Here is a 22912-nt window from a genome sequence, read left to right as displayed (position 1 = left end):
GCGCGACGTACGCGCCGTATCGATGCCTCGCATTTTTCAGGCAGGACGACCATGACCATCATCGTCACCGGCGCAGCCGGTTTTATCGGCGCGAACATCGTCAAGGCGCTCAACGAGCGCGGCGAGACGCGCATCATCGCGGTCGACAACCTGACGCGCGCGGATAAATTCAAGAATCTCGTCGATTGCGAGATCGACGACTATCTCGACAAGACCGAATTCGTCGAACGCTTCGCGCGCGGCGACTTCGGCAACGTGCGCGCGGTGTTCCACGAAGGCGCCTGTTCGGACACGATGGAAACCGACGGCCGCTACATGATGGACAACAACTTCCGCTACAGCCGCGCGGTGCTCGACGCCTGTCTCGCGCAGCGTGCACAGTTCCTGTACGCGTCGTCGGCTGCGATCTACGGCGGCTCGACGCGCTTCGTCGAGGAGCGCGACGTCGAGGCGCCGCTGAACGTGTACGGCTATTCGAAGTTCCTGTTCGACCAGGTGATCCGTCGCGTGCTGCCGAGCGCGCAGAGCCAGATCGCGGGCTTTCGCTATTTCAACGTGTACGGCCCGCGCGAGACGCACAAGGGGCGCATGGCGTCGGTCGCGTTCCACAACTTCAACCAGTTCCGCGCCGAAGGCAAGGTGAAGCTGTTCGGCGAGTACAACGGCTACGCGCCGGGCGAGCAGACGCGCGACTTCGTGTCGGTCGAGGACGTCGCGAAGGTGAACCTGTTCTTCTTCGATCATCCGGAGAAGTCGGGCATCTTCAATCTCGGCACCGGCCGCGCGCAGCCGTTCAACGACATTGCGTCGACCGTCGTCAATACGCTGCGCGCGCTCGACAACCTGCCGCCGCTCACGCTCGCGCAGCAGGTCGAGCAGGGGCTGATCGAATACGTGCCGTTCCCCGACGCGCTGCGCGGCAAGTACCAGTGCTTCACGCAGGCCGATCAGACGAAGCTGCGCGCGGCCGGCTACGATGCGCCGTTCCTGACCGTGCAGCAAGGTGTCGACCGTTACGTACGTTGGCTGTCCGGCCAGGTTTAAGCGCACGCGCCGGATCGATAGACTGGGTCTCACGGTCGGCAGCCGCCGGCCGCTTTCATCGGAGATCCAGCAATGATCAGGAAATGGTTTGCCGCAGCGGTCATGCTCGGCGCGGTCGCGTCGGCCTGGGCGGCCGTCGACGTCAATACGGCCAACGAGGATGCGCTCGTCGGCATCAAGGGCATCGGCCCGGCGCGCGCGAAGGCGATTCTCGACGAGCGCGGCGCGCGCGGTCCGTTCAAGAATGCCGACGATCTCGCATCGCGCGTGAAGGGAATGGGCGGTCATACGGTTGCGCGCCTCCAGCAGGAAGGGCTGACGATCGGCGCTGCCGGTTCGGGCGCCGCCGCAGGCAAACCGGCGGCCGCGCCGGCCGCAGCGAAATCCGCCGCCGCACCCGCACGCACTGCGCAGAAATAACGCTCGACAGGACCTAGCTCTCCTTCAGGTGCCGTCGTCATGACGGCTTCCCGCGGCATGCCGCGGGTTTTTTGCGTGACGTGCGCGTCGGCGCGTGCGTGCATCGGAGGCGAGCGGTGAAGTGCGGCTATTCCGTCGCTTCAATGGGGTTGCCGGCGCGCCACTTCGTGCTGGTTTACAATCGATCGATTGATCGGCCTCGCACTCACGGTATCTCCATGGCTTACAAAACTATCGAAGACACGATCGGCAACACGCCGCTCGTGCAACTGGTCCGCCTGCCGGACGACGAGATTCGCGCACGCAACAACGTGGTGCTGGCGAAGCTGGAAGGCAACAATCCGGCCGGTTCGGTGAAGGATCGTCCGGCGCTGTCGATGATCAGCAAGGCCGAGGCGCGTGGCCGCATCAAGCCGGGCGATACGCTGATCGAGGCGACGAGCGGCAATACGGGCATCGCGCTTGCGATGGCTGCGGCGATCCGCGGCTACAAGATGGTGCTGATCATGCCGGAAGACCTGTCGGTCGAGCGGCGCCAGAGCATGGCCGCATATGGCGCCGAAATCATACTGACGCCCGTGAAGGGCGGCATGGAGCTGGCGCGCGACCTCGCGGACCAGATGCAGCGCGAAGGCAAGGGCGTGATCCTCGACCAGTTCGCGAATCCGGACAATCCCATCGCGCATTACGAAGGAACCGGCCCGGAGATCTGGCGCGACACCGAAGGGCGCGTCACGCACTTCGTGTCGGCGATGGGCACGACGGGCACGATCATGGGCACGTCGCGCTATCTGAAGGAGCAGAACGCGGCAATCGAAATCATCGGCGCGCAACCCGAGGACGGCTCGCGCATTCCCGGCATCCGCAAGTGGCCGGAAGCATACATGCCGACGATTTTCGATCGCAGCCGTGTCGATCGTGTCGAGAACGTGAGCCAGGCTGCGTCGGAAACGATGGCGCGCCGGCTTGCATCGGTCGAAGGGATCTTCGCGGGTATTTCTTCCGGCGGTGCATGCGAAGTCGCGCTGCGCATCGCGCGCCAGGTCGAGAACGCGACGATCGTGTTCATCGTCTGCGATCGCGGTGACCGCTATCTGTCGACCGGCGTGTTTCCGGCCTGATCACGCGTCCGCAGAAATGAAAAAGCGCCGCATTTGCGGCGCTTTTCGTTGATGCGAACCGTGCTCGTGCCGGCTGCGCGGGCGTTTATTGATCGTCCGCTGCCGCAGGCGTCAGCGCGCCGTTCGCTTCCATCTGCGCTTTCACGGCCTCGCCGAGCTGATACACGGCGAGCGCGTAGAAGAAGCTGCGGTTGTAGCGCGTCAGCACGTAGAAATTCTTCAGCCCGAGCATGTATTCGGTCGCACGCCCCGGCGATGGCAGATCGACGACGGTGACCGGCGTACCCGCTTCGGTCGTGATGTTGACCGTCGGTTCGTCGAGCGTCATGCCCGCACGCAGCAGCTGCGACAGCGCCCAGTGCGGCTCCGGCTGACCGTCGGCCGCCGCCTGCGCGATGCCGAGGCTGCCGGTGTCCGGCGTGATTCGCCAGACCACCGGGCGGTCGGTTTCCCAGCCGTGCTGCTTCAGGTAGTTCGCGACGCTGCCGATCGCATCGGCGGCGCTGCTGCGCAGATCGACATGGCCGGTGCCGTCATAGTCGACCGCGTACTCGCGGATGCTGCTCGGCAGGAATTGCGGGATGCCGATCGCGCCCGTGTACGAACCGAGCACCGTCGTCGGATCGAGCTGGTTGTCGCGCGTCCACACGAGGAAATCCTCGAGGTTCTTGCGGAACGTCGCCTGGCGGCTGTCGCGATTCGGCGTATCCGGATAGTCGAACGTCAGCGTCGTCAGCGCGTCGAGCACGCGGAAGTTGCCCATGTAGCGGCCGTAGATCGTCTCGACGCCGATGATGCCGACGATCACCTCCGGCGGCACGCCGAATTCCGCAGACGCGCGCTGCAGCGTCGCCTGGTTCGCCTTCCAGAATTTCACGCCCGCGTTGATGCGGATCGGCTCGATGAAGCGCGAGCGATAGACGCGCCAGTTCTTGACCGACGGCGTCGGCGCCGGTTTCACGAGCTTGACTGCGGTCGCCGAATAGCTGACGCGCGAGAACAGCGCGTGCAGGCTCGCGGAATCGAAGCCGTTGCGGCTCACCATCTCGTCGATGAAGGCATCGACGTTCGCGTTGTTCGCATAGCGCTGCGGAACGATTTCCTCTTCGAACACCTGGCCCTGCGGTGCCGGCTGCTGCGGCTGGGCCTGCGCAACCAGCGTACCGGCGGCCTTGGCGCGCTGCGTTTGAGCGCCGGCCGGTGCTGCGCACAGCATGGCGGCGACGGCGGCGACGACGAGCGGAACACGAACGCGGAACAGCGCGAAGGGAACGGCGGCGGGCTTGCGGGAATTCATGTCGAGGCGGGCGGGCAGGGCGATTGTGTTCGGCGCAGTATACCCGACGCATCCGGCGCGCCGAGCCGAACCGCCGCTGCGTTGTGGTAAGTTAGCGGCGAATTCGCGGCAGACGATGGACATCATTGATGGAGACCTGCGGCGCCCGTTGCGTCGCGGATGACACCTTATGGCAACCGCCTTCTATACGCACCCCGACTGCATGCTGCACGAGATGGGGGAGTGGCATCCGGAATGCCCGGCCCGGCTGTCGGCGATCCAGGATCAGCTGATCGCGAGCCGCATCGACGACCTGATCGTGCACGAGACCGCGCCGTTCGCGAGTGAAGTCGCGCTTGGCCGCGTGCACACGCAGGCGCACATCGACTACATCCGTTCCATGACGCCCGTCGACGGCCACGTCGAGATCGATCCCGACACGATGATGAACCGCGACACGTGGCGCGCCGCGCTGCGTGCGGCCGGCGCCGCCGTCGCGGCAACCGACGCGGTGATCGAAGGCCGCTACGCGAACGCGTTCTGCAGCGTCCGTCCGCCCGGCCACCACGCGGAGCCCGCCCGCGCGATGGGTTTCTGTTTTTTCAACAACGTCGCGATTGCCGCGCGGCACGCGCTCGACGTGCACGGTCTCGAGCGCGTCGCGATCGTCGATTTCGACGTCCATCACGGCAATGGCACCGAGGCCGCGTTCGCGAACGACGAGCGGGTGCTGATGTGCAGCTTCTTTCAGCACCCGCTGTACCCGTTCTCGGGCGTCGACCACCAGGCGCCGAACATGGTGAACCTGCCAATGCCGGCGCGCAGCAACGGGATGGCGATCCGCGAAGCGGTCGACATGTTCTGGCTGCCGCGTCTCGATGCGTTCAAGCCGCAGATGCTGTTCGTATCGGCCGGCTTCGACGCGCATCGCGAGGATGATATCGGCAACCTCGGCCTCGTCGAAGCGGACTTCGAGTGGCTGACCGCACAGATCGTCGACGTCGCGCGCCGTCATGCGCACGGCCGCATCGTGAGCTGCCTCGAGGGCGGCTACAACCTGTCCGCGCTCGGGCGCAGCGTCGTCGCGCATCTGCGCGTGCTGGCCGGCATCTGACGCGATTCGCGACCCGTGCGTCAGCGTGCCGGCGCGCGTGCGTGAATCCAGTCGATCAGCGCGCCGATCACGCGATCGCGCTCGATATCGTTCATCGTCTCGTGGAAGCCGCCGTCGTACAGCGTCAGCGTCCGGTCCGGCGAGCCGACATGCGCGCCGAACGCGCGACTGCCGTCCGGTTCGGTGAGCTTGTCGGCGGTGCCGTGATAGACGAGCACCGGTACGCGCAGCGCGCCGCGACCGCGTTCGATGCGCGCCATCGCATCGAGGATCTCGGCACCGGTGCGCGCGGGAACCGCGCGATGATGCACGAGCGGATCGGCGCGATTGTCCGCGACGACGGCCGGATCGCGCGACAGCAGCGCCGCGTCGATTCTGATCGCCGGAAAGGTCGGCCATGCGCGGCTGATGAAGCGGCTCAGCGCGAGCATCCAGCGCGGCACGTCTCGCCCCGGCGCGAGCGCCGGGCTCGACAGCACGAGGCCCGTCAGCGCACGGCCGAGCGTCGGCGCGCGTTCGATCGCGTACAGCGCGGCGACGGCGCCGCCCATGCTGTGACCCATCAGAAACAGCGGCGTATCGGCGCGCGCGGCTTCGGCGACGAGCGTGTCGGCATCGTACAGATAATCGTCGAAGCGCTCGATCCACGCGCGCTTGCCGGGCGAGCGGCCGTGCCCGCGCAGATCGATCGCGAGCAATTCGATGTCCGCCGCATTCAGCCGCGCCGCGAGCGCCGCATAGCGGCCCGCGTGCTCCGCGAGTCCGTGCAAGAGCGCGACCGTCGCGCGCGGCGGCGTCGTGCGATCGCCGGCCGGCCAGCGATACGACGCCAGCTCGAGGCCGTCCGCGGTGCGCAGCAGGCCCGTCAGCGGCGCTGCCGGCGACGATGCCGACGCGGCGTCGGCCGCCGCCGCTGCCGTCGTGGTGGGGGCGCTCATCTCACGTGTCTCCATTCGCTCATCCCGGTGTTCCGCGATCATAGTCGCGGGCCGGAAACGCGTCGCGGCGGCACTCCTCTAATTTCGCGCAGTTATGAAAAGATCGAAATCGATTATTAAGGGGAATGAGGGGTTTGCGGTAAAATCGCCGGCTATTCCAGATGCATCGGCGGCCGATTGGCGGGCCTGCTCGCCAGCGGCCGCCGTTTTGTTTACATGATCGAATTACGCAATCTGTCGCAACGTTTCCCCGGCCCGAGCGGCTGGGTCGACGCATTGCACAACGTCAATCTGACGATTCCGCAGGGCGAGGTGTTCGGCATCATCGGCCGAAGCGGCGCCGGCAAGAGCACGCTCGTGCGCACCATCAACCTGCTCACGCGGCCGACCGAAGGGAACGTCGTCGTCGGCGGGCGCGATCTCACGCTGCTGCCGGCCAATGCGCTGCGCGAGGCGCGCCGCGAAATCGGCATGATCTTCCAGCACTTCAACCTGCTGTCGTCGCGCACGGTGTTCGACAACGTCGCGCTGCCGCTCGAACTGGCCGGCGCAAGCCGCGCGGACATCGAGGCGGCCGTGCTGCCGCTGCTCGATCTCGTCGGGTTGTCCGCGCAGAAGGACCGCTATCCGGCGCAGATCAGCGGCGGCCAGAAGCAGCGCGTCGGCATCGCGCGTGCGCTCGCGAGCAAGCCGAAGGTGCTGTTGTCGGATGAGGCGACGTCGGCGCTCGATCCCGAAACGACCCGCTCGATCCTCGATCTGCTCAAGCGCATCAACCGCGAACTGGGCCTCACGATCGTGCTGATCACGCATCAGATGGAAGTGATCAAGCAGGTGTGCGACCGGGTTGCCGTGCTCGACGCCGGCCGCGTGGTCGAGGAAGGCCGCGTGATCGACGTATTCCTGCAGCCGCATCACGAAGTGACGCGCGCGCTGATCGGCGACGTGATCGCGCAGGAACTGCCGCCCGCGCTGAAGGCGCGCGTCGCCGAGCGGTTGAAGACGGGCAGCGGCCATCTGCTGCGGCTCGCGTTCACCGGCTCCGGCGTCGACCAGCCGATCCTGTCCGAGACGATCCGCCGGTACGAGCTCGACTTCAACATCCTGCACGGGCAGATCGACGAGATCCAGGGACAGGCGTTCGGTTCGCTCGCGGTACTCGCGGGCGGCGAACCGGGCAAGGTCGGGCAGGCGCTCGCGTTCCTGCGCGAGCAAGGCGTGGTGGTGGAGGAGCTGTCGTATGTTGAGTGAGATGTTCGATATGTTCGTGCAGTCGTTCTGGGAGACGCTGATCATGGTCGGCATCTCCGGGGCGGTCGGCGCGCTCGTCGGCCTGCCGCTCGGCGTGCTGTTGTATCTGACCGACCGCCAGGGCGTATTGCAGAACCTGGCGGTGAACCGCGCGCTCGGCGGGATCGTGAACGCGGTGCGCTCGACGCCGTTCATCATCCTGCTCGTCGCGGTGATTCCGTTTACGCGGCTCGTCACCGGTTCGTCGATCGGCACGGCCGCCGCAGTCGTGCCGCTGACGCTCGCCGCCGCGCCGTTCATCGCGCGACTCGTCGAGACGGCATTGCGCGAAGTCGACCGCGGGCTGATCGAGGCTGCGCAGTCGATGGGCGCGACGACGTCGCAGATCGTCTTCAAGGTGCTGCTGCCCGAATCGCTGCCGGGCATCGTCGCGGGGCTCACGATCACGTTCGTGTCGCTCGTCGGCTATTCGGCGATGGCGGGCGCGATCGGCGGCGGCGGGCTCGGCGACCTCGGCATCCGCTACGGCTACCAGCGCTATCTGCCGGAAGTGATGTGGACCGTCGTCGCGATCCTGATCGTGTTCGTGCAGGTCGTGCAATCGTTCGGCGACTGGCTCGTGCGCCGGCTGAGCCACAAGTAAAACGACATTCATTCATTAGGGGAGAAGACGATGCAACGACGCTCGATGCTGAAATTCGCGGCCGCGCTCGGCGCAGCGGCGCTGTTCGCCGGTGCGCACGCGCAGGCCGAGACGATCAAGGTCGGCGTGACGGGCGGCCCGCACGCGCAGATCATGGAAGTGGTGAAGAAAGTCGCGGCGAAGAGCGGCGTCGACATCCGCATCGTCGAGTTCTCCGACTACGTGCAGCCGAATGCCGCGCTCGCAGCCGGCGATCTCGATGCGAACAGCTACCAGCACGATCCGTATCTGCAGGCGCAGGTGAAGGATCGCGGCTACAAGCTGATCAAGGTCGCCGACACCGTCACGTTTCCGATGGGCATCTATTCGAAGCGCGTGAAGTCGCTGGCCGAGCTGAAGCCCGGCGCACGTGTCGCGATTCCGAACGATCCGACCAACGGCGGCCGCGCGCTGCTGTTGCTGCAGAAGCAGCGCGTGCTGAAGCTGCGCGCGGATGCGGGGCTGAAGGCGACGCCGCTCGACATCGTCGACAATCCGCGGAAGCTGAAGATCGTCGAGCTCGATGCGGCGCAGATTCCGCGCTCGCTCGGCGACGTCGATGCGGCCGCGATCAACACGAACTACGCGATGGAAGCAGGGTTGAAACCGAAACAGGACGCGATCGCGATCGAAAGCGCGGACGGCCCGTATGCGAACGTCATCGCGATTCGCGAATCGGACCGCAACAAGCCGTGGGTCGCGAAGCTCGTCGCTGCGTACCATTCGCCGGAGGTAAAGCAGTTCATCGACGGCAAGTTCGGCGGCGCAGTCATTGCCGCGTGGTAATTCACGCGACGCGATGTGCCCGACGGTGATTAGAGGCGATGATCGAAACCCCGGGCTTTGCGTCGGGGTTTTTTCTCTTTTAAAATAGAACGACCGTTCGCTATTGCCGGCGCGCCGCGGAGGAGCGCTATCCTCGATAGCCGCGATGGATTGGCCCGCTTGGCCGCGCAGTCATGAGGCCTGGCTATAAAATGGCCTGTGGTCGTATTCGTAACTTTGGAGCGTGTGCATGAAAATCCTGGTGCCAGTGAAAAGAGTGGTCGATTACAACGTGAAGGTCCGCGTGAAATCGGACAACACGGGCGTCGACATCGCGAACGTGAAGATGTCGATGAACCCGTTCGACGAAATCGCCGTGGAAGAAGCGGTGCGCCTGAAGGAAGCCGGCGTCGCGACCGAAGTGGTGGCCGTGTCGATCGGCGTCGCGCAGGCGCAGGAAACGCTGCGTACGGCGCTCGCGATCGGCGCCGATCGCGCGATCCTCGTCGAATCGAACGACAGCGTCGAGCCGCTCGCCGTCGCGAAGATTCTGAAGGCGCTGGTCGACAAGGAGCAGCCGCAGCTCGTGATCCTCGGCAAGCAGGCAATCGACGACGACTCGAACCAGACGGGCCAGATGCTCGCTGCGCTCGCCGGCCTCCCGCAGGCGACGTTTGCGTCGAAGGTGACGATCGCCGACGGCAAGGCGACGGTCGCACGCGAAGTCGACGGCGGCGCGGAAACGCTGTCGCTGAAGCTGCCGGCGGTGGTCACGACCGACCTGCGCCTGAACGAGCCGCGCTACGTGACGCTGCCGAACATCATGAAGGCGAAGAAGAAGCCGCTCGAAACGTTGAAGCCGGAAGACCTCGGCGTGGACGTCGCGCCGCGCATGAAGACGCTGAAGGTCGTCGAGCCGCCGAAGCGTGCGGCCGGCGTGAAGGTGCCGGACGTGAAGACGCTGGTCGAGAAGCTGAAGACCGAAGCCAAGGTGCTGTAACAGGGAGCGGAAAGAAATGACGATTCTGGTAATTGCAGAACACGACAACGCGTCGATCAAGGCCGCGACGCTGAACACGGTGGCGGCGGCGCAGAAGATCGGCGGTGACGTTCACGTGCTGGTTGCCGGTCACAACGCGCAGGCGGCGGCCGATGCGGCGGCAAAGATCGCAGGCGTCTCGAAGGTGCTGCTCGCCGACGCGCCGCAACTGGCCGAAGGCCTCGCGGAAAACGTCGAAGCGACCGTGCTGAACGTCGCGAAGGATTACTCGCACATCCTCGCGCCGGCTACCGCTTACGGCAAGAACATCGCGCCGCGCATCGCGGCGAAGCTCGACGTCGCGCAGATCTCCGACATCACGGCGGTCGATTCGGCCGACACGTTCGAGCGTCCGATCTATGCGGGCAACGCGATCGCGACCGTGCAGTCGAGCGATCCGATCAAGGTGATCACGGTGCGCGCGACCGGCTTCGACGCGGTCGCGGCGGAAGGCGGCAGTGCGGCGATCGACAAGATCGAAGCGGCGGCAGATGCGGGCGTGTCGCAATTCGTGAGCCGCGAAGTGACGAAGCTCGACCGTCCGGAACTGACGTCGGCGAACATCATCGTGTCGGGCGGCCGCGGTCTGGGCAGCGGCGAAAACTACACGAAGGTGCTGGAGCCGCTGGCCGACAAGCTGTCGGCGGCGCTCGGCGCATCGCGTGCGGCAGTCGACGCCGGCTATGTGCCGAACGACTATCAGGTCGGCCAGACCGGCAAGATCGTCGCGCCGCAGTTGTACATCGCGGTCGGCATCTCCGGCGCGATCCAGCATCTGGCCGGGATGAAGGACTCGAAGGTGATCGTCGCGATCAACAAGGATCCGGAAGCGCCGATCTTCAGCGTGGCCGATTACGGCCTCGTCGGCGATCTGTTCACGCTCGTGCCGGAGCTCGTCGCCGAACTCGGTTGACGCAGCGTGATGCATCGGCGGCAAGTACGCTGAACGAGGGGCGCGACGAGCGCCCCTTTTTTATGTCGTCAGCCGAAGGCGACGGCCGTCAGTTACATCGACATCGCGTAGATTAACGATGTGCCGTTCGTGCCGAAGGAACGCTCGGACATCGACGCCGTAGCATAGTTGCTTCGCTTCGACGAAGCCCGGTTACGAGACTGGGCAGCAGCGCACGACGAGTCCGCGAAATTTCGCGACGAAGCGCTTGCGCCGCTGACGTCGAAGGTGACTGCAGCGTGAGCAGTTCGAAGTGCGGCATCGTGAGCGTAACGCGGCGTTTGGCAGGCGCGTTCCGCCGCTTTGGCGAAGGCGGCTGACAACGGCCGCCATCTCCGTGTAACGGCCGCACGATCCGATAAAACGAAAAAGCGCCCGCGAAGGGCGCTTTTTCTTTCGTACGGTCGGGCCGCCACGCGGCCGTCGCGATTTACGCGTACGCGGGGCGCGTCTGGCCCGCGACATCCTTCAGATAGCGGTGCACCGACAGATCGTCGGCCTGGATCGCCGGCTTCTTGCCCGAGATCAGATCGGCGAGCAACTGGCCCGAACCGCACGACATCGTCCAGCCGAGCGTGCCGTGACCGGTATTCAGGAACAGGTTCGACACCGGCGTGCGCCCGACGATCGGCGTGCCGTCCGGCGTCATCGGGCGCAGGCCCGTCCAGAACGTTGCCTTCGACGTATCGCCGCCGCCGGGGAACAGATCGTTTACGCACATTTCGAGCGTTTCGCGGCGCGCCGCGCGCAGACGCTTGTCGAAACCGACGATTTCCGCCATCCCGCCGACGCGGATACGCTGATCGAAACGCGTGATCGCGATCTTGTACGTTTCGTCGAGCACCGTCGACACCGGCGCGGCCGCTTCGTTGACGATCGGCGCGGTGATCGAATAGCCCTTCAGCGGATAGACCGGGATCTTCATCAGGTTCGCGACGAGACGCGTCGAGTACGAGCCGAGCGCGACGACGTACGCGTCCGCACGCACGGTCTCGCTGCCGCACTGCACGCCGGCGATCTTGCCGCCGGCGATCGCGAGCGCATCGATCGGCGTGTTGTAGCGGAACTTGACGCCGAGCGCTTCGGCGAGCGCCGCGAGGCGCGTCGTGAACAGCTGGCAGTCGCCGGTTTCGTCGCCCGGCAGGCGCAGCCCGCCGGTCAGCTTGTGCGACACGGCGGCGAGCGCCGGCTCGGCGTTCTTCAGCTCTGCCGGCGACAGCAGTTCGAACGGCACGTTCGCGTCGCGCAGCACGGCGATGTCCTTTGCCGCGCCGTCGAGCTGCTGCTGCGTGCGGAACAGCTGCAGCGTGCCGCCGGTGCGGCCTTCGTACTGGATGCCGGTGTCGGCACGCAGCGCCTGCAGGCAATCGCGGCTGTATTCCGCCAGACGCACCATCCGGCCTTTGTTCACCGCATAGCGATCGGCCGTGCAGTTGCGCAGCATCTGCCACATCCATTCGAGCTGGAAGCGCGTGCCGTCGAGCCGGATCGCGAGCGGCGCATGCTTCTCGAACATCCATTTGACGGCCTTCAGCGGAACGCCGGGCGCTGCCCACGGTGCTGCATAGCCGGGCGAGATCTGGCCGGCGTTTGCGAAGCTCGTCTCGAGCGCCGGACCGGCTTCCCGGTCGATCACCGTGACTTCATGACCGGCGCGCGCGAGGTAATACGCGCTTGCCACGCCCACCACACCGCTGCCCAGAACGACGACTCGCATAGCTGCTCCAGATCGAAGGAATCAGATCGAGGCCGGGCGCACCCGCGGCTCCGTGTAACCTCTAGCTGATCTAGTTTTTTGCGCTATGGTATTGTCGAATGTGCAGGTTTTGTTATCGTATTTTTTAGCTTTTCAGCATAAACCAATGAGAACGCAACGCCAGCCCGTGCGCACGCTCGACAAGCTCGATCGGCGCATTCTCAAGCTGCTTCAGGACGACGGCCGGATGGCGATGAAGGACCTCGCCGAACAGGTCGGGCTGACCGTGACGCCGTGCATCGAGCGCGTGCGGCGCATGGAGCGCGACGGCGTGATCACCGGCTATCATGCGCGCGTCGATCCGAGCCAGCTCGGCGCGGCGCTGCTCGTGTTCGTCGAGATCACGCTCGGGCACAAGGGCGGCAACATGTTCGAGCAGTTCCGCCGCGAAGTGATGAAGATCGACGAGGTGCTCGAATGCCATCTCGTGTCCGGAGACTTCGACTACCTGATCAAGGCGCGGATCGGCGAGATGGCCGACTACCGGAAACTGCTCGGCGACATCCTGCTGCAGCTGCCGGGCGCCGTGCAGTCGAAAAGCTATGTCGTGATGGAAGAAATCAAGGAGACGCTGACGATCTCGGTCGGCGAATGATCGCACCGGCGCGCTATCGCGCCCCTAATCCCGCGCTTGGCATGCTCGCTCCAATACTGTATAAATGTACAGTATTGGAGCGAGCGAACGGGTGCGCAAATGAACGGTCGGGCCGACGACGAATTTCCGATAGCACCGCCCGCGCCCCGCAAGGGGCGCGGCGCGGTCGACAATCTGCAAGGGCGATACGAGACGGCGCTGCGCGAAGCGGTCGACGACGGCTGGACGCACGAGTCCGACGATGGCGATCTGCCTGCGCCGCTGCGCACGCAGGTGTTCGAGGAGCGCGCGAAGAGCATCCTCACGCGCAATCAATCGCCGGACATCCCGTTCAGCGTATCGCTCAATCCTTATCGCGGCTGCGAGCACGGCTGCATCTACTGCTTCGCGCGGCCGACGCACAGCTATCTCGGCCTGTCGCCCGGGCTCGATTTCGAGAGTCGCATCTACGCGAAGGTCAATGCGGCCGAACTGCTCGAGCGCGAGATTTCACGCAAGCGCTACGTGCCGGAGCCGATCGCGCTCGGCGTCAATACCGATGCGTATCAGCCGGTCGAGCGCGATCTGCGTATCACGCGCAGCGTGATCCAGGTCATGCACGATCATGGTCTGCCGTTCGCCGCGATCACGAAATCGTCGCTGATCGAGCGCGATCTCGACCTGCTTGCACCGATGGCCGAGCGCGGGCAGGTGATGGCGGCCGTCACGATCACGACGCTGGATGCCGAGCTCGCCCGCACGCTCGAGCCGCGTGCGGCGACGCCGGCGCGTCGGCTGCGCACGATTCGTGCGCTGCGCGACGCGGGCGTGCCGGTCGGTGTCAGCATTGCGCCGATGATCCCGTTCGTCACCGAGCCCGACATGGAGCGCGTGCTCGAAGCCTGCGCGGAAGCCGGTGCGACCCATGCGAGCTACATCATCCTGCGGCTGCCGTGGGAGGTCGCGCCGCTGTTCAAGAATTGGCTTGCCGCGCATTTTCCGGATCGGGCCGAGCGCGTGATGAACCGCGTGCGCGACATGCGCGGCGGGAAAGACTACGACTCGGATTTCTCGAAGCGGATGAAAGGAGAGGGAATCTGGGCCGACTTGTTGCGGCAGCGGTTCCGTCAGGCGGTCAAGCGTCTGGGGCTGAACGAGCGTACGAACGGCATCCTGGACCTGTCGAGGTTTCGCGGTGCGCTGGCCGTGAGCAGCGCCGCGCCGCAGGTTGCCGCCGGCGCCGCTCGTGCGAAGTCGCGCGACGACCTGCAGCTCAGCCTGTTCTGACCGTTGCGTCGATTACTGAGAAATCTGCTTCGCCGCTTCAACCTGCGATTCGAAATACGTCTGGAACGACAGCGCGAGCGCGGTCATCAGCAGGAACGCGCCGATCAGCAACGAGAAGATCACGACGAAGATCACCGTCCAACCGGAGCGGCTGCGCTTGCCGGTATCGGCATTGAATTGCGCATCCCATTTGTCGTCGGGGCGCAATCCGTAGACGAGCGCGGCAAGGAACGCCGCGAGCAGCGAGATCGCGCCGGGCACCGCGAGCCACCAGCCCAGGGCGGCGCTGCGTTGCGTCGCGGCGAGCAGAAGGAAGCCCGGGATGCCGACGATCGTCGCGAGCAGATGCGCCCAGCCGTACACGTCACGAAAACCGTACAGATAGAAGCGGTGTGCACCGAGCGACCCGAGCAGGAACGCAAGGGCGGCGGTGAGCGTCTTGGAGCGGAAGCGGCGGGACGGTGCGGTGCTGCTGGACATGGATGGCGGCGTATTGTCGTTGACATGAGCGGCCGGCAAGCCGGCGCGGGCGCGCGGCCCGGCACGCATTCTACGATGCGTAATCCGGGCCGGTCATCCACGACCTGCGTCAAGGTGCCGCATAGGTCACGCGGTAGATCGCGCCCGCGTAGTCGTCGCTGATCAACAGCGAGCCGTCCGGCAACGGCAGCACGTCGGCGGGGCGGCCCCAGACCGTGCCGTCGGCGCGCAGCCAGCCGGTGACGAACGGGGTCTGGCGTGCGTGGGTGCCGTCCGTCGATACGACCACGCGCATCACGCGATAGCCGACCTTCGTGCTGCGATTCCACGACCCATGCTCGGCAATGAACACGTTGTTGCGGTACGAAGCGGGGAACATCGAGCCCGTATAGAAACGCATCCCGAGCGCTGCGACGTGCGCGCCGAGTTTCAGCACGGGCGGCTGGTAGCGGGCGCACACGCCGGCGCTGCCGAATTCCGGGTCCGGCGTATCGCCGCCATGGCAATAAGGAAAGCCGAAGTCGAGGCCCGCGCGCGGCGCGCGATTCAGTTTGTCGTCCGGCACGTCGTCGCCCATCATGTCGCGCCCGTTGTCGGTGAACCACAGCTCATGCGACTCGGGGTGCCACGCGAAGCCGACGGTATTGCGGACGCCTCGCGCGAACACTTCCCGGCCGCTGCCGTCGGCGTTCATGCGGGCGATGATTGCATAGCGGTCGCGATCGGGCATGCATACGTTGCACGGCGCGCCGATCGGGACGTACAGTTTGCCGTCGGGCCCGAACGCGATGAATTTCCAGCCGTGGTTACGTTGAGTCGGCAGCGCGTCGGTCACGATCGCCGGCGTCGGCGGCTTCGCGAGCCGTTCGTCGACGCGGTCGATGCGCAGAATGCGCGACACCGCAGAGATATAGAGTGCGCCGTCACGGTAGGCGACGCCGACAGGCATGTCGAGCCCCGACGCGACCACATACCGGGCAGTGATCCGGCCCTCGCGCATCACAAGCGCATGGACGCGCCCTTCGCGTGTGCCGACGTACAGGATGCCGCGCGGCGACCATGCCATTTCGCGCGCGGTGGGCACCGCGTCGGTCAGTACCTCGACGCGGAAGCCGGCCGGTGCGACGAGTTCATTGACCGGCAGCGGCTCAGCGTCGGTCGGCGCCGATGCGAGACAGGCGAGGCCGGCAAGCAGGCCTGCGATACGGGGTCGGACGCGGCGCACGAGGGTGGCGCGAAATATCGGCATGGCGGCGGCGAGCGTCGTGAACAGTCCGATTGTATGCCTGCACCGATGTCACCCGCCGAATTTTTGCGCGTAAGTGTTTGTTGTACCTTCGGTTTCCGGCTATAATCGCACGTTTCTGTAGTTTCGAACCCGGTTTTCCCGAAGGATTTCATATGGTTATCATCCGTCTGGCTCGCGGCGGCTCGAAGAAGCGCCCGTTCTACAACATCGTCGCTACCGATTCGCGCAACCGTCGTGACGGCCGCTTCATCGAGCGCGTCGGCTTCTACAACCCGGTCGCCACGAAGGGCGAATCGCTGCGTATCGCTCAGGATCGCCTGACGTACTGGCAAGGTGTCGGCGCGCAGCTGTCGCCGACCGTCCAGCGTCTCGTGAAAGAAGCGCAGAAGGCGCAACCGGCTGCCTGACATGGCGCGGTGTGCCGGTCGTGCCGGCTGTGAGGTGCATTGATGGCGGGTCACGATTCCGGTAACGCAAGGCGCGGGCGAGCGTCGTTCGGCGCATTCGTCCGCAAGCCGGTCGAACGCGACACTGGCGCGAACGCCGGTGCAACCGCCGAACAAGGTGGTCTCGAAGCGGTGCAGGCCTGGCCCGACGACGCGGTCGAGGTCGGAGCGGTGGTCGATGCGTACGGCCTGAAAGGCTGGATCAAGGTGGCTGCGCATGCCGACGCCGGTCGCGGCGGCGATGCACTGCTCAACGCGCGCCGCTGGTGGCTGGAACGAGGTGCGGAGCGGCTTTCTGCCCGCCTCGTGCAGTCGAAAACGCACGGCGACACGGTCGTCGCGCAACCCGCGGGTGTCAGCGACCGCGATGCCGCACTGGCTTTACGCGGCTTTCGCGTGTTCGTGCGCCGGGAAGACTTCCCGGCATTGGCCGCGGACGAATTCTACTGGGTCGACCTGATCGGCCTCGATGTCGTCAACCAACAATCGGTGGCGCTCGGGCAGGTGATCGGGATGATCGACAACGGCGCGCATTCGATCATGCGTGTCGAGTATCCGGCGATCGGCAAGGATGGTCGGCCGGGCACCGCCGAACGGCTGATTCCGTTCGTCGGCGTGTACGTCAAAACGGTGGATCGGGCGGCGCGTCGCATCGTCGTCGACTGGGAAGCCGATTACTGAAATGAACCAGGTCACGGAGAGCGCGGTGCAGTTCGATGTCGTCACGCTCTTTCCCGAAATGTTCCGCGCACTGACCGACTGGGGCATCACCAGCCGGGCTGTCAAGCAAGGGCGTTTCGGTCTGCGCACCTGGAATCCGCGTGATTTCACGACGGACAACTATCGCACGGTCGACGATCGTCCGTACGGTGGCGGTCCGGGCATGGTGATGCTGGCCAAGCCGCTCGAAGCCGCGATCGGTGCCGCGAAGGCGGCGCAGGCGGAGCAGGGCATCGCGAACACGCGCGTCGTGATGATGTCGCCGCAAGGCGCGCCGCTTACGCATGAGCGCGTGAAGCAAATGGCGCAGGAACCGGGCGTCGTCGTACTGTGCGGTCGTTACGAAGCGATCGATCAGCGTTTGCTCGATCGTTGCGTCGACGAGGAAATCAGCCTCGGCGACTTCGTGCTGTCGGGCGGCGAGTTGCCCGCGATGGCGCTGATGGATGCGGTCGTGCGCCTGCTGCCGGGCGTGCTGAACGATGCGCAGTCGGCGGTGCAGGACAGTTTCGTCGACGGGCTGCTCGATTGTCCGCACTACACGCGCCCCGAGGAATACGAGGGCATGCGCGTGCCGGACGTTCTGCTCGGCGGGCATCATGCCGAGATCGAGCGGTGGCGGCGGCAGGAAGCGCTGCGCAATACGTTGCGGAAGCGGCCGGACCTGATCGTCCGAGCGCGCCGCGAAAAGTTGCTGAGCCGTGCCGACGAGGCATGGCTTGCGAACCTCGCACGCGAAGCGAAGGACGCCTCCTGAGGCGGCGTCGCGGGCGGGAAATGGCGGTGTCGTGCATGCGTGCACGGCGCCTGATGTGAATCCATCCTCTATCGGGGCCGAGCCTGGAAGCAGGCGGGCACAAACGCCGACACGATGGCTTTAGGAGTCAGTGATGAATCTGATCGCAAAACTTGAGCAGGAAGAGATCGAGCGCGCGCTCGCAGGCAAGACGATCCCCGAATTCGCCCCGGGCGACACGGTGATCGTGAACGTGAACGTGGTTGAAGGTAACCGCAAGCGCGTTCAGGCTTACGAAGGCGTCGTGATCGCGAAGCGCAACCGTGGTCTGAACTCGAACTTCATCGTCCGCAAGATTTCGTCGGGCGAAGGCGTCGAGCGTACGTTCCAGACCTACTCGCCGCTGCTGGCGAGCATCGTCGTGAAGCGCCGCGGCGACGTGCGTCGCGCGAAGCTGTACTACCTGCGCGAGCGTTCGGGCAAGTCGGCTCGAATCAAGGAAAAGCTGGTGTCGAAGGATCGCACCGCCGCAGCTTCCCAAGAGTAAGAGCTGTAAGGAAAAAGCACCCATCCGGGTGCTTTTTTCATTCTGGCGCGACAATATGCTCGACACGATACGAATCCGAGAGCCCCATTGAATCGCCGCCCCATCATCGATCCCGAAGTGCTGCCGGTCGAAGGCACCGGCGCCGGCCTGCCGACCATCGAGCGCCATCTGCTCACGCCGCACGGTTTGCGCGAACGCTTCGCGCGCACGCTCGAATGGAGCGTCGAGCCGAGCGAGACCCGGTTGCAGGACGGCGTCGATCCGCGTAGCGCGGCGGTGCTCGTGCCGCTGATCGTACGCGACACGGGCCTGACCGTGCTGCTGACGCAGCGTGCCGATCACTTGAACGACCATGCCGGCCAGGTCAGTTTCCCCGGCGGCCGGCGCGAACCGTTCGACCGCGATGCGACCGCGACCGCGCTGCGCGAAGCGAACGAAGAAATCGGACTGGCCGCCGAGCGCGTCGAGATCCTCGGCGCGCTGCCCGACTATCTGACGGGCACCGGTTTTTGCGTGACGCCGGTGGTCGGCCTCGTGCATCCGCCATTTACCGTGCAGGCCGATACGTTCGAAGTCGCGGAGATTTTCGAGGTGCCGCTCGCGTTCCTGATGGATCCCGCGAATCATCAGGTCCGCGTGTTCCGCTGGGACGGCGGCGAGCGTCGTTTTTTTGCGATGCCTTATCCGAACGGCGAAGCGGGCGGCCATTACTTCATCTGGGGCGCAACTGCCGGCATGTTGCGCAATCTGTATCGCTTTTTGGCGGCCGGGTAGGCGCACGTTCCGGCCGACACGCGTGGCCGCCCGTGCGCAGGCCGCACCGGCGGCCATGCGTGGCTTACGCTGTGCTATCGTTACGCGAAAAATGACATAACTCCGAAGACGGCGCCACGCATGACTTTCTTTTCGGTTCTTCTCGCCCTCATCATCGAACAGGTCCGCGCGTTGTCGCCGAGCAATCCGGTATTTGCGCTGTTCCAGTTTCACGCGGAAACCGTCGCGCATGGTCTCGACGCCGGCAAGCAGAAGCACGGCATCCTCGCGTGGCTCGCAGTCGTGTTGCCGTGGGTGCTGATCGTCGCGCTGATCTATTTCCTGCTGTACAAGGTGAGCTTCGTGCTCGCGTTCCTGTGGAACGTCGCCGTCGTCTACTTCACGCTCGGCTTTCGCCAGTTCAGCCATTACTTCACCGACATCCATCTCGCGCTCAACAACGACGACGTGCCGCGCGCGCGTGAAATCCTGCATGAATGGACCGGGCTCGACACCGTCGACATGCCGGTCGGCGAGATCGTTCGGCATACGCTGATTCATGCAGTCGTCGCGTCGCATCGTCACGTGTTCGGCGTGTTCTTCTGGTACGTGCTGCCGATCGGTCCGGCCGGCGCCGTGCTGTACCGGATCTCCGAATATCTGGCGCGCAGCTGGTCGACGCCGGCCGACGACCGCACGGCCGCATTCTCGACGTTCGCGCAGCGCGCGTTCTTCGTGATCGACTGGATTCCGACGCGGCTCACCGCGCTCGGCTTCGCGATCGTCGGTAACTTCGAGGATGCGATCTACGCGTGGCGCAATCACACGCGCCAATGGCCGGACCCGAACGACGGCGTGCTGCTCGCGGCGGGTAGCGGCGCGCTCGGTGCGCGGCTGGCCGGGCCGCTCGCGGAGCCGTCGAGCCTCGACGCGCTGGCGGTCGGCGACAGCGGGCCGCTGACGGTCGGGGACGACTGCACGCCGCGCACGCTTCAGTCGGCAGTCGGCCTCGTATGGCGAGCGGTGATCCTGTGGATGATCCTGCTGCTGATGCTGACATTGGCCGTGTGGGTGTCGTGACGGCGCTTCGCGGAGCGCGACGAAATGCAAAGGCCGGCGCCAAGCCGGCCTTTCTGCTGTGCGCGGTCGCACGATTGCCGTTGCTCAGTCGTCGAGCGGATCGCGCACGGCGCCGCACTGCCAGCATGCGGTGAACTGCGCTTCGAGCACCTCGCCGCATTGCCGGCAGCGCCAGCGCGCGGCATCGGCCGACGGACCGCGCATCGCGGCATCGAGCAGCCGGCGCGCGAGTGCATCGTCGCGTTCGTCGTCGAGCCACAGTTCGGGCGTACATACGTCGGCCGGCAGGCCGCCGAGCGCGCCGGTTGCGTAGCAGTTGTGCAGCTCGCAGCCGATGCCCGCTGCGCGAAGCAGGTTGGCCCAATGCTGTGCGGTCGCGAGATCGGGTGCCTTGAAACGCATCGCGGCTCCTGTCGGTGAACGTCCGCCGCGCACTGTCGCGGCGGACTGCGGCGTGGGTGCCGCTGTCAGCGGACGACCTGGCTCGCCTCGTGCACGAGTTGCGCATACAACGCATGGCGCGACGGCGCGATGCGGCCGTCGGCGACGGCCTCGAGGATCGCGCAGCCCGGCTCGTGCAGATGATGGCAGTTATAGAAACGGCAGTGCGCGAGCAGCGGACGGAACTCCGGGAACGCACGCTCGAGGCGGCCTTCGGTCAGGTGATAGAGCCCGAACTCCTGGAAGCCCGGGGAATCGATCAGCGCGCCGCCGCCGTGCAGCGGATACAGGCGCGTGAACGTCGTCGTGTGGCGTCCGCTGTTGAGCGCGGCCGAGATCTCGCGCGTCGCGGCTTCGGCATCGGGCACGAGCAGGTTCACGAGCGTCGATTTGCCCATCCCCGACTGACCGAGCAGGATGGTCGAATGTCCGGCGAGGTGCGGCATCAGCTGCGCACGCGCATCGTCGGGCGCCCCCTTCACCGACAGCTCGAGCACGTCGTAGCCGAGCGCGCGGTACGGCGCGAGGCGCTCGCGTGCGACCGGCAGCGCGGCTTCGACGTCGGTCTTGTTCAGCACGACGAGCGGCTTCAGTTCGTTCGCCTCGGCGGCGATCAGCGCGCGCCCGAGCAGATCCTCGCTGAAATACGGCTCGGTCGCGAGAACGATCAGCAACTGATCGAGGTTCGCGGCGAACAGCTTCGACTTGAACTGGTCGGAGCGGTACAGCAGATTGCGCCGCTCGCCGATTTCGACGATCACGCCCTGGTCGGCCGACGTGCGCTCGTACGCGACGCGGTCGCCGACCGCGACGTCGCTCTTCTTGCCGCGCGGAAAACATTGCAGCATCGGGCCGCCGTCGTCCGGCGCGACGATGTAGTGGCGTCCGTGCGCGGCGATCACGCGCCCTTCGGCGCGCTCGGCGGCGGATGCGCGCGCGGCCGGCTTGCGGGAGGTCGGGCGGCTCATGCGTGCTGCAGCAGGCGATCGATCCGCTGCGACGCCGGCGGATGCGAGTAATAGAACGCGGTGTAGACCGGGTCGGGCGTCAGCGTCGACGCGTTGTCCTCGTACAGCTTCACGAGCGCGCTGACGAGGTCCTGCGCGTCGGTCTGGCTGGCGGCGAACGCGTCGGCCTCGAACTCGTGCTTGCGCGACGTGAGGCTGCTGAACGGCGTCGCGAAGAACAGGAATACCGGAATCGCGAGGAAGAACAGCACGAGCGCGACGCCCGCGTTGCTCGCATCGAGCGACGGCGTGACGCCGAGCCCCGTATAGAACCACGTGCGCTGCGCGAGCCAGCCGAGCAGCGCGAGCAGCGCGAGGCTCAGCACGAAGGACACGAGCATCCGCTTGAGCACGTGACGACGCTTGAAGTGACCGAGTTCGTGCGCGAGCACGGCCTCGATTTCCTGGCCGGACAGCCGGGCGAGCAGCGTATCGAAGAACACGATCCGCTTCGATGCGCCGAAGCCCGTGAAGTACGCATTGCCGTGCGCGGAGCGGCGGCTGCCGTCCATCACGAACAGCCCTTTCGCGGCGAAGCCGCAGCGTTTCATCAGCGACTCGATGCGCGAGCGCAGTGCGTCGTCGGTCAGCGGTTCGAACTTGTTGAAGATCGGCGCGATGAAGGTCGGGTAGATCAGCAGCACGAGCATCTGGAACGCGACCCAGACGATCCACGCCCACAGCCACCACAGGCTGCCCGCCTGGTTCATCAGCCACAGCACGACGAACAGCAGCGGCAGGCCGAGCGCGGCGCCGAGCAACGTGTTTTTCAGCATGTCGGTGAAGAACAGCCGCTGGGTCATCCGGTTGAAGCCGAAGCGCTGTTCGATCCCGAACTGCCGGTAATACTCGAACGGCAGATCGATCGCGCCGGTGATCGCGAGCACCGCGGCGACCAGCGCGACCTGCTGGCCGTAGCCGCGGCCGAACCAGCCGGCCAGCAGCGTGTCGAGTGCGCCGACGCCGCCGAGCAGCGTGAGGCCGATCAGCACGGCCGCGCTGACGACGATCTCGAGCATCGTCAGCCGCGTGCGCTCGACCGTGTAGTCGGCCGCACGTTGATGCGCGGTCAACGGGATGGTGGCGCTGAACTGCGCGGGCACGCTGTCGCGATGTGCGGCGACGAAGCGGATCTGCCGCGACGCGAGCCACAGCTTGGTGACGACCATCGCCAGCACGGCCAGCGCGAACAGCAGGGTGAACGAAAAGGGTGACATCGAAGGCGCCAAAGGGT

The 22912-nt window shown here is 65.7% G+C and carries 25 protein-coding genes; 17 read left to right on the top strand and 8 right to left on the bottom strand.

The window, feature by feature from the left end; genetic code table 11:
* Window positions 1-51 precede the first annotated feature (51 nt).
* From rfaD to cysM, 3 genes are all read left to right on the top strand, one after another.
* On the top strand, window positions 52-1044 hold the full coding sequence (rfaD, locus tag BUB20358_RS07025; RefSeq protein WP_006764859.1) for an ADP-glyceromanno-heptose 6-epimerase: 993 nt from the start codon (window positions 52-54) through the stop codon (window positions 1042-1044).
* A gap of 72 nt (window positions 1045-1116) precedes the next feature.
* Entirely contained in the window at window positions 1117-1464 is a 348-nt protein-coding gene (locus tag BUB20358_RS07020; RefSeq protein ID WP_006764858.1) for a ComEA family DNA-binding protein, read from the top strand.
* A 218-nt stretch (window positions 1465-1682) separates the two neighbouring features.
* Window positions 1683-2585, top strand: coding sequence for a cysteine synthase CysM (cysM, locus tag BUB20358_RS07015; protein ID WP_006764857.1), 903 nt, complete (start codon window positions 1683-1685; stop codon window positions 2583-2585).
* A gap of 85 nt (window positions 2586-2670) precedes the next feature.
* On the opposite strand, the gene mltB is transcribed toward cysM, so the two are convergent.
* Window positions 2671-4008 carry a lytic murein transglycosylase B gene (gene mltB / locus BUB20358_RS07010; protein ID WP_006764856.1) on the bottom strand — a complete coding sequence of 446 codons (1338 nt, stop codon included), beginning with the start codon at window positions 4006-4008 and terminating at the stop codon, window positions 2671-2673.
* Between the two features lie 43 nt (window positions 4009-4051).
* Here mltB and BUB20358_RS07005 point away from each other — a divergent pair, with 43 nt between their 5' ends.
* Window positions 4052-4975: a histone deacetylase family protein gene (locus BUB20358_RS07005; protein ID WP_006764855.1), complete on the top strand. Its 924-nt coding sequence runs from the start codon at window positions 4052-4054 to the stop codon at window positions 4973-4975.
* Between the two features lie 20 nt (window positions 4976-4995).
* Here the strand turns inward: BUB20358_RS07005 and BUB20358_RS07000 are convergent, their stop codons facing one another.
* Window positions 4996-5913 (bottom strand): alpha/beta hydrolase, encoded by a 918-nt coding sequence (locus BUB20358_RS07000; protein ID WP_035972823.1) that lies wholly within the window; start codon window positions 5911-5913, stop codon window positions 4996-4998.
* 216 nt (window positions 5914-6129) lie between these two features.
* Between BUB20358_RS07000 and BUB20358_RS06995 the strand changes: the two genes are divergently transcribed.
* From BUB20358_RS06995 to BUB20358_RS06975, 5 genes are all read left to right on the top strand, one after another.
* Window positions 6130-7164, top strand: coding sequence for a methionine ABC transporter ATP-binding protein (locus BUB20358_RS06995; RefSeq protein ID WP_035973400.1), 1035 nt, complete (start codon window positions 6130-6132; stop codon window positions 7162-7164).
* Window positions 7154-7807 (top strand): methionine ABC transporter permease, encoded by a 654-nt coding sequence (locus BUB20358_RS06990; RefSeq protein WP_006764852.1) that lies wholly within the window; start codon window positions 7154-7156, stop codon window positions 7805-7807. The genes BUB20358_RS06995 and BUB20358_RS06990 overlap by 11 nt, the downstream gene beginning before the upstream one ends.
* Window positions 7808-7837: 30 nt before the next feature.
* Window positions 7838-8632 carry a MetQ/NlpA family ABC transporter substrate-binding protein gene (locus tag BUB20358_RS06985; RefSeq protein WP_006764851.1) on the top strand — a complete coding sequence of 265 codons (795 nt, stop codon included), beginning with the start codon at window positions 7838-7840 and terminating at the stop codon, window positions 8630-8632.
* A 229-nt stretch (window positions 8633-8861) separates the two neighbouring features.
* Window positions 8862-9611 carry an electron transfer flavoprotein subunit beta/FixA family protein gene (locus BUB20358_RS06980; RefSeq protein ID WP_035972821.1) on the top strand — a complete coding sequence of 250 codons (750 nt, stop codon included), beginning with the start codon at window positions 8862-8864 and terminating at the stop codon, window positions 9609-9611.
* Between the two features lie 16 nt (window positions 9612-9627).
* Complete coding sequence (locus BUB20358_RS06975) at window positions 9628-10563, top strand: electron transfer flavoprotein subunit alpha/FixB family protein (protein ID WP_006764849.1); 936 nt, start codon at window positions 9628-9630, stop codon at window positions 10561-10563.
* A gap of 469 nt (window positions 10564-11032) precedes the next feature.
* Here the strand turns inward: BUB20358_RS06975 and BUB20358_RS06970 are convergent, their stop codons facing one another.
* Entirely contained in the window at window positions 11033-12319 is a 1287-nt protein-coding gene (locus BUB20358_RS06970; protein WP_035972819.1) for a D-amino acid dehydrogenase, read from the bottom strand.
* Window positions 12320-12464: 145 nt separating this feature from the next.
* Here BUB20358_RS06970 and BUB20358_RS06965 point away from each other — a divergent pair, with 145 nt between their 5' ends.
* Both BUB20358_RS06965 and BUB20358_RS06960 read left to right on the top strand, forming a co-directional pair.
* Window positions 12465-12953 carry an Lrp/AsnC ligand binding domain-containing protein gene (locus BUB20358_RS06965; protein ID WP_035972818.1) on the top strand — a complete coding sequence of 163 codons (489 nt, stop codon included), beginning with the start codon at window positions 12465-12467 and terminating at the stop codon, window positions 12951-12953.
* 99 nt (window positions 12954-13052) lie between these two features.
* Window positions 13053-14219 (top strand): PA0069 family radical SAM protein, encoded by a 1167-nt coding sequence (locus BUB20358_RS06960; protein ID WP_006764846.1) that lies wholly within the window; start codon window positions 13053-13055, stop codon window positions 14217-14219.
* Between the two features lie 12 nt (window positions 14220-14231).
* On the opposite strand, the gene BUB20358_RS06955 is transcribed toward BUB20358_RS06960, so the two are convergent.
* The gene (locus tag BUB20358_RS06955) at window positions 14232-14699 is read right to left on the bottom strand and encodes an NINE protein (protein WP_035972817.1); all 468 of its coding nucleotides are present in this window, start codon (window positions 14697-14699) and stop codon (window positions 14232-14234) included.
* A 109-nt stretch (window positions 14700-14808) separates the two neighbouring features.
* Entirely contained in the window at window positions 14809-15948 is a 1140-nt protein-coding gene (locus BUB20358_RS06950; protein ID WP_006764844.1) for a PQQ-dependent sugar dehydrogenase, read from the bottom strand.
* 152 nt (window positions 15949-16100) lie between these two features.
* Here BUB20358_RS06950 and rpsP point away from each other — a divergent pair, with 152 nt between their 5' ends.
* The 6 genes from rpsP (at window position 16101) to BUB20358_RS06920 (ending at window position 20230) form a co-directional block, all read left to right on the top strand.
* Window positions 16101-16355, top strand: coding sequence for a 30S ribosomal protein S16 (rpsP, locus tag BUB20358_RS06945; protein WP_006476550.1), 255 nt, complete (start codon window positions 16101-16103; stop codon window positions 16353-16355).
* 42 nt (window positions 16356-16397) lie between these two features.
* Window positions 16398-17075, top strand: a complete 678-nt coding sequence (rimM, locus tag BUB20358_RS06940; protein WP_035972813.1) for a ribosome maturation factor RimM — start codon at window positions 16398-16400, stop codon at window positions 17073-17075.
* A gap of 1 nt (window position 17076) precedes the next feature.
* Window positions 17077-17871, top strand: coding sequence for a tRNA (guanosine(37)-N1)-methyltransferase TrmD (gene trmD, locus BUB20358_RS06935; protein WP_006764842.1), 795 nt, complete (start codon window positions 17077-17079; stop codon window positions 17869-17871).
* A 133-nt stretch (window positions 17872-18004) separates the two neighbouring features.
* Window positions 18005-18397 (top strand): 50S ribosomal protein L19, encoded by a 393-nt coding sequence (gene rplS, locus BUB20358_RS06930; protein ID WP_035972812.1) that lies wholly within the window; start codon window positions 18005-18007, stop codon window positions 18395-18397.
* An 87-nt stretch (window positions 18398-18484) separates the two neighbouring features.
* A complete protein-coding gene (locus BUB20358_RS06925) occupies window positions 18485-19171 on the top strand; it encodes a CoA pyrophosphatase (RefSeq protein ID WP_035972811.1) in 687 nt (228 codons plus the stop codon).
* 120 nt (window positions 19172-19291) lie between these two features.
* On the top strand, window positions 19292-20230 hold the full coding sequence (locus BUB20358_RS06920) for a CobD/CbiB family protein (RefSeq protein ID WP_006764839.1): 939 nt from the start codon (window positions 19292-19294) through the stop codon (window positions 20228-20230).
* Between the two features lie 84 nt (window positions 20231-20314).
* On the opposite strand, the gene BUB20358_RS06915 is transcribed toward BUB20358_RS06920, so the two are convergent.
* The 3 genes from BUB20358_RS06915 to BUB20358_RS06905 all read right to left on the bottom strand — a co-directional run bounded on the left by BUB20358_RS06915 (window position 20315) and on the right by BUB20358_RS06905 (window position 22895).
* Window positions 20315-20632 carry a putative signal transducing protein gene (locus BUB20358_RS06915; protein ID WP_035972810.1) on the bottom strand — a complete coding sequence of 106 codons (318 nt, stop codon included), beginning with the start codon at window positions 20630-20632 and terminating at the stop codon, window positions 20315-20317.
* 65 nt (window positions 20633-20697) lie between these two features.
* The gene (gene rsgA / locus BUB20358_RS06910) at window positions 20698-21639 is read right to left on the bottom strand and encodes a ribosome small subunit-dependent GTPase A (protein ID WP_006764837.1); all 942 of its coding nucleotides are present in this window, start codon (window positions 21637-21639) and stop codon (window positions 20698-20700) included.
* The gene (locus BUB20358_RS06905; protein ID WP_006764836.1) at window positions 21636-22895 is read right to left on the bottom strand and encodes a M48 family metallopeptidase; all 1260 of its coding nucleotides are present in this window, start codon (window positions 22893-22895) and stop codon (window positions 21636-21638) included. The genes rsgA and BUB20358_RS06905 overlap by 4 nt, the downstream gene beginning before the upstream one ends.
* Window positions 22896-22912: the final 17 nt, after the last annotated feature.

Source organism: Burkholderia dolosa, from assembly GCF_902499135.1.
GTDB lineage: Bacteria > Pseudomonadota > Gammaproteobacteria > Burkholderiales > Burkholderiaceae > Burkholderia > Burkholderia dolosa.
Note: the sequence above shows the minus strand (reverse complement) of the source record. Positions and strands in the feature narration are given on the sequence as shown.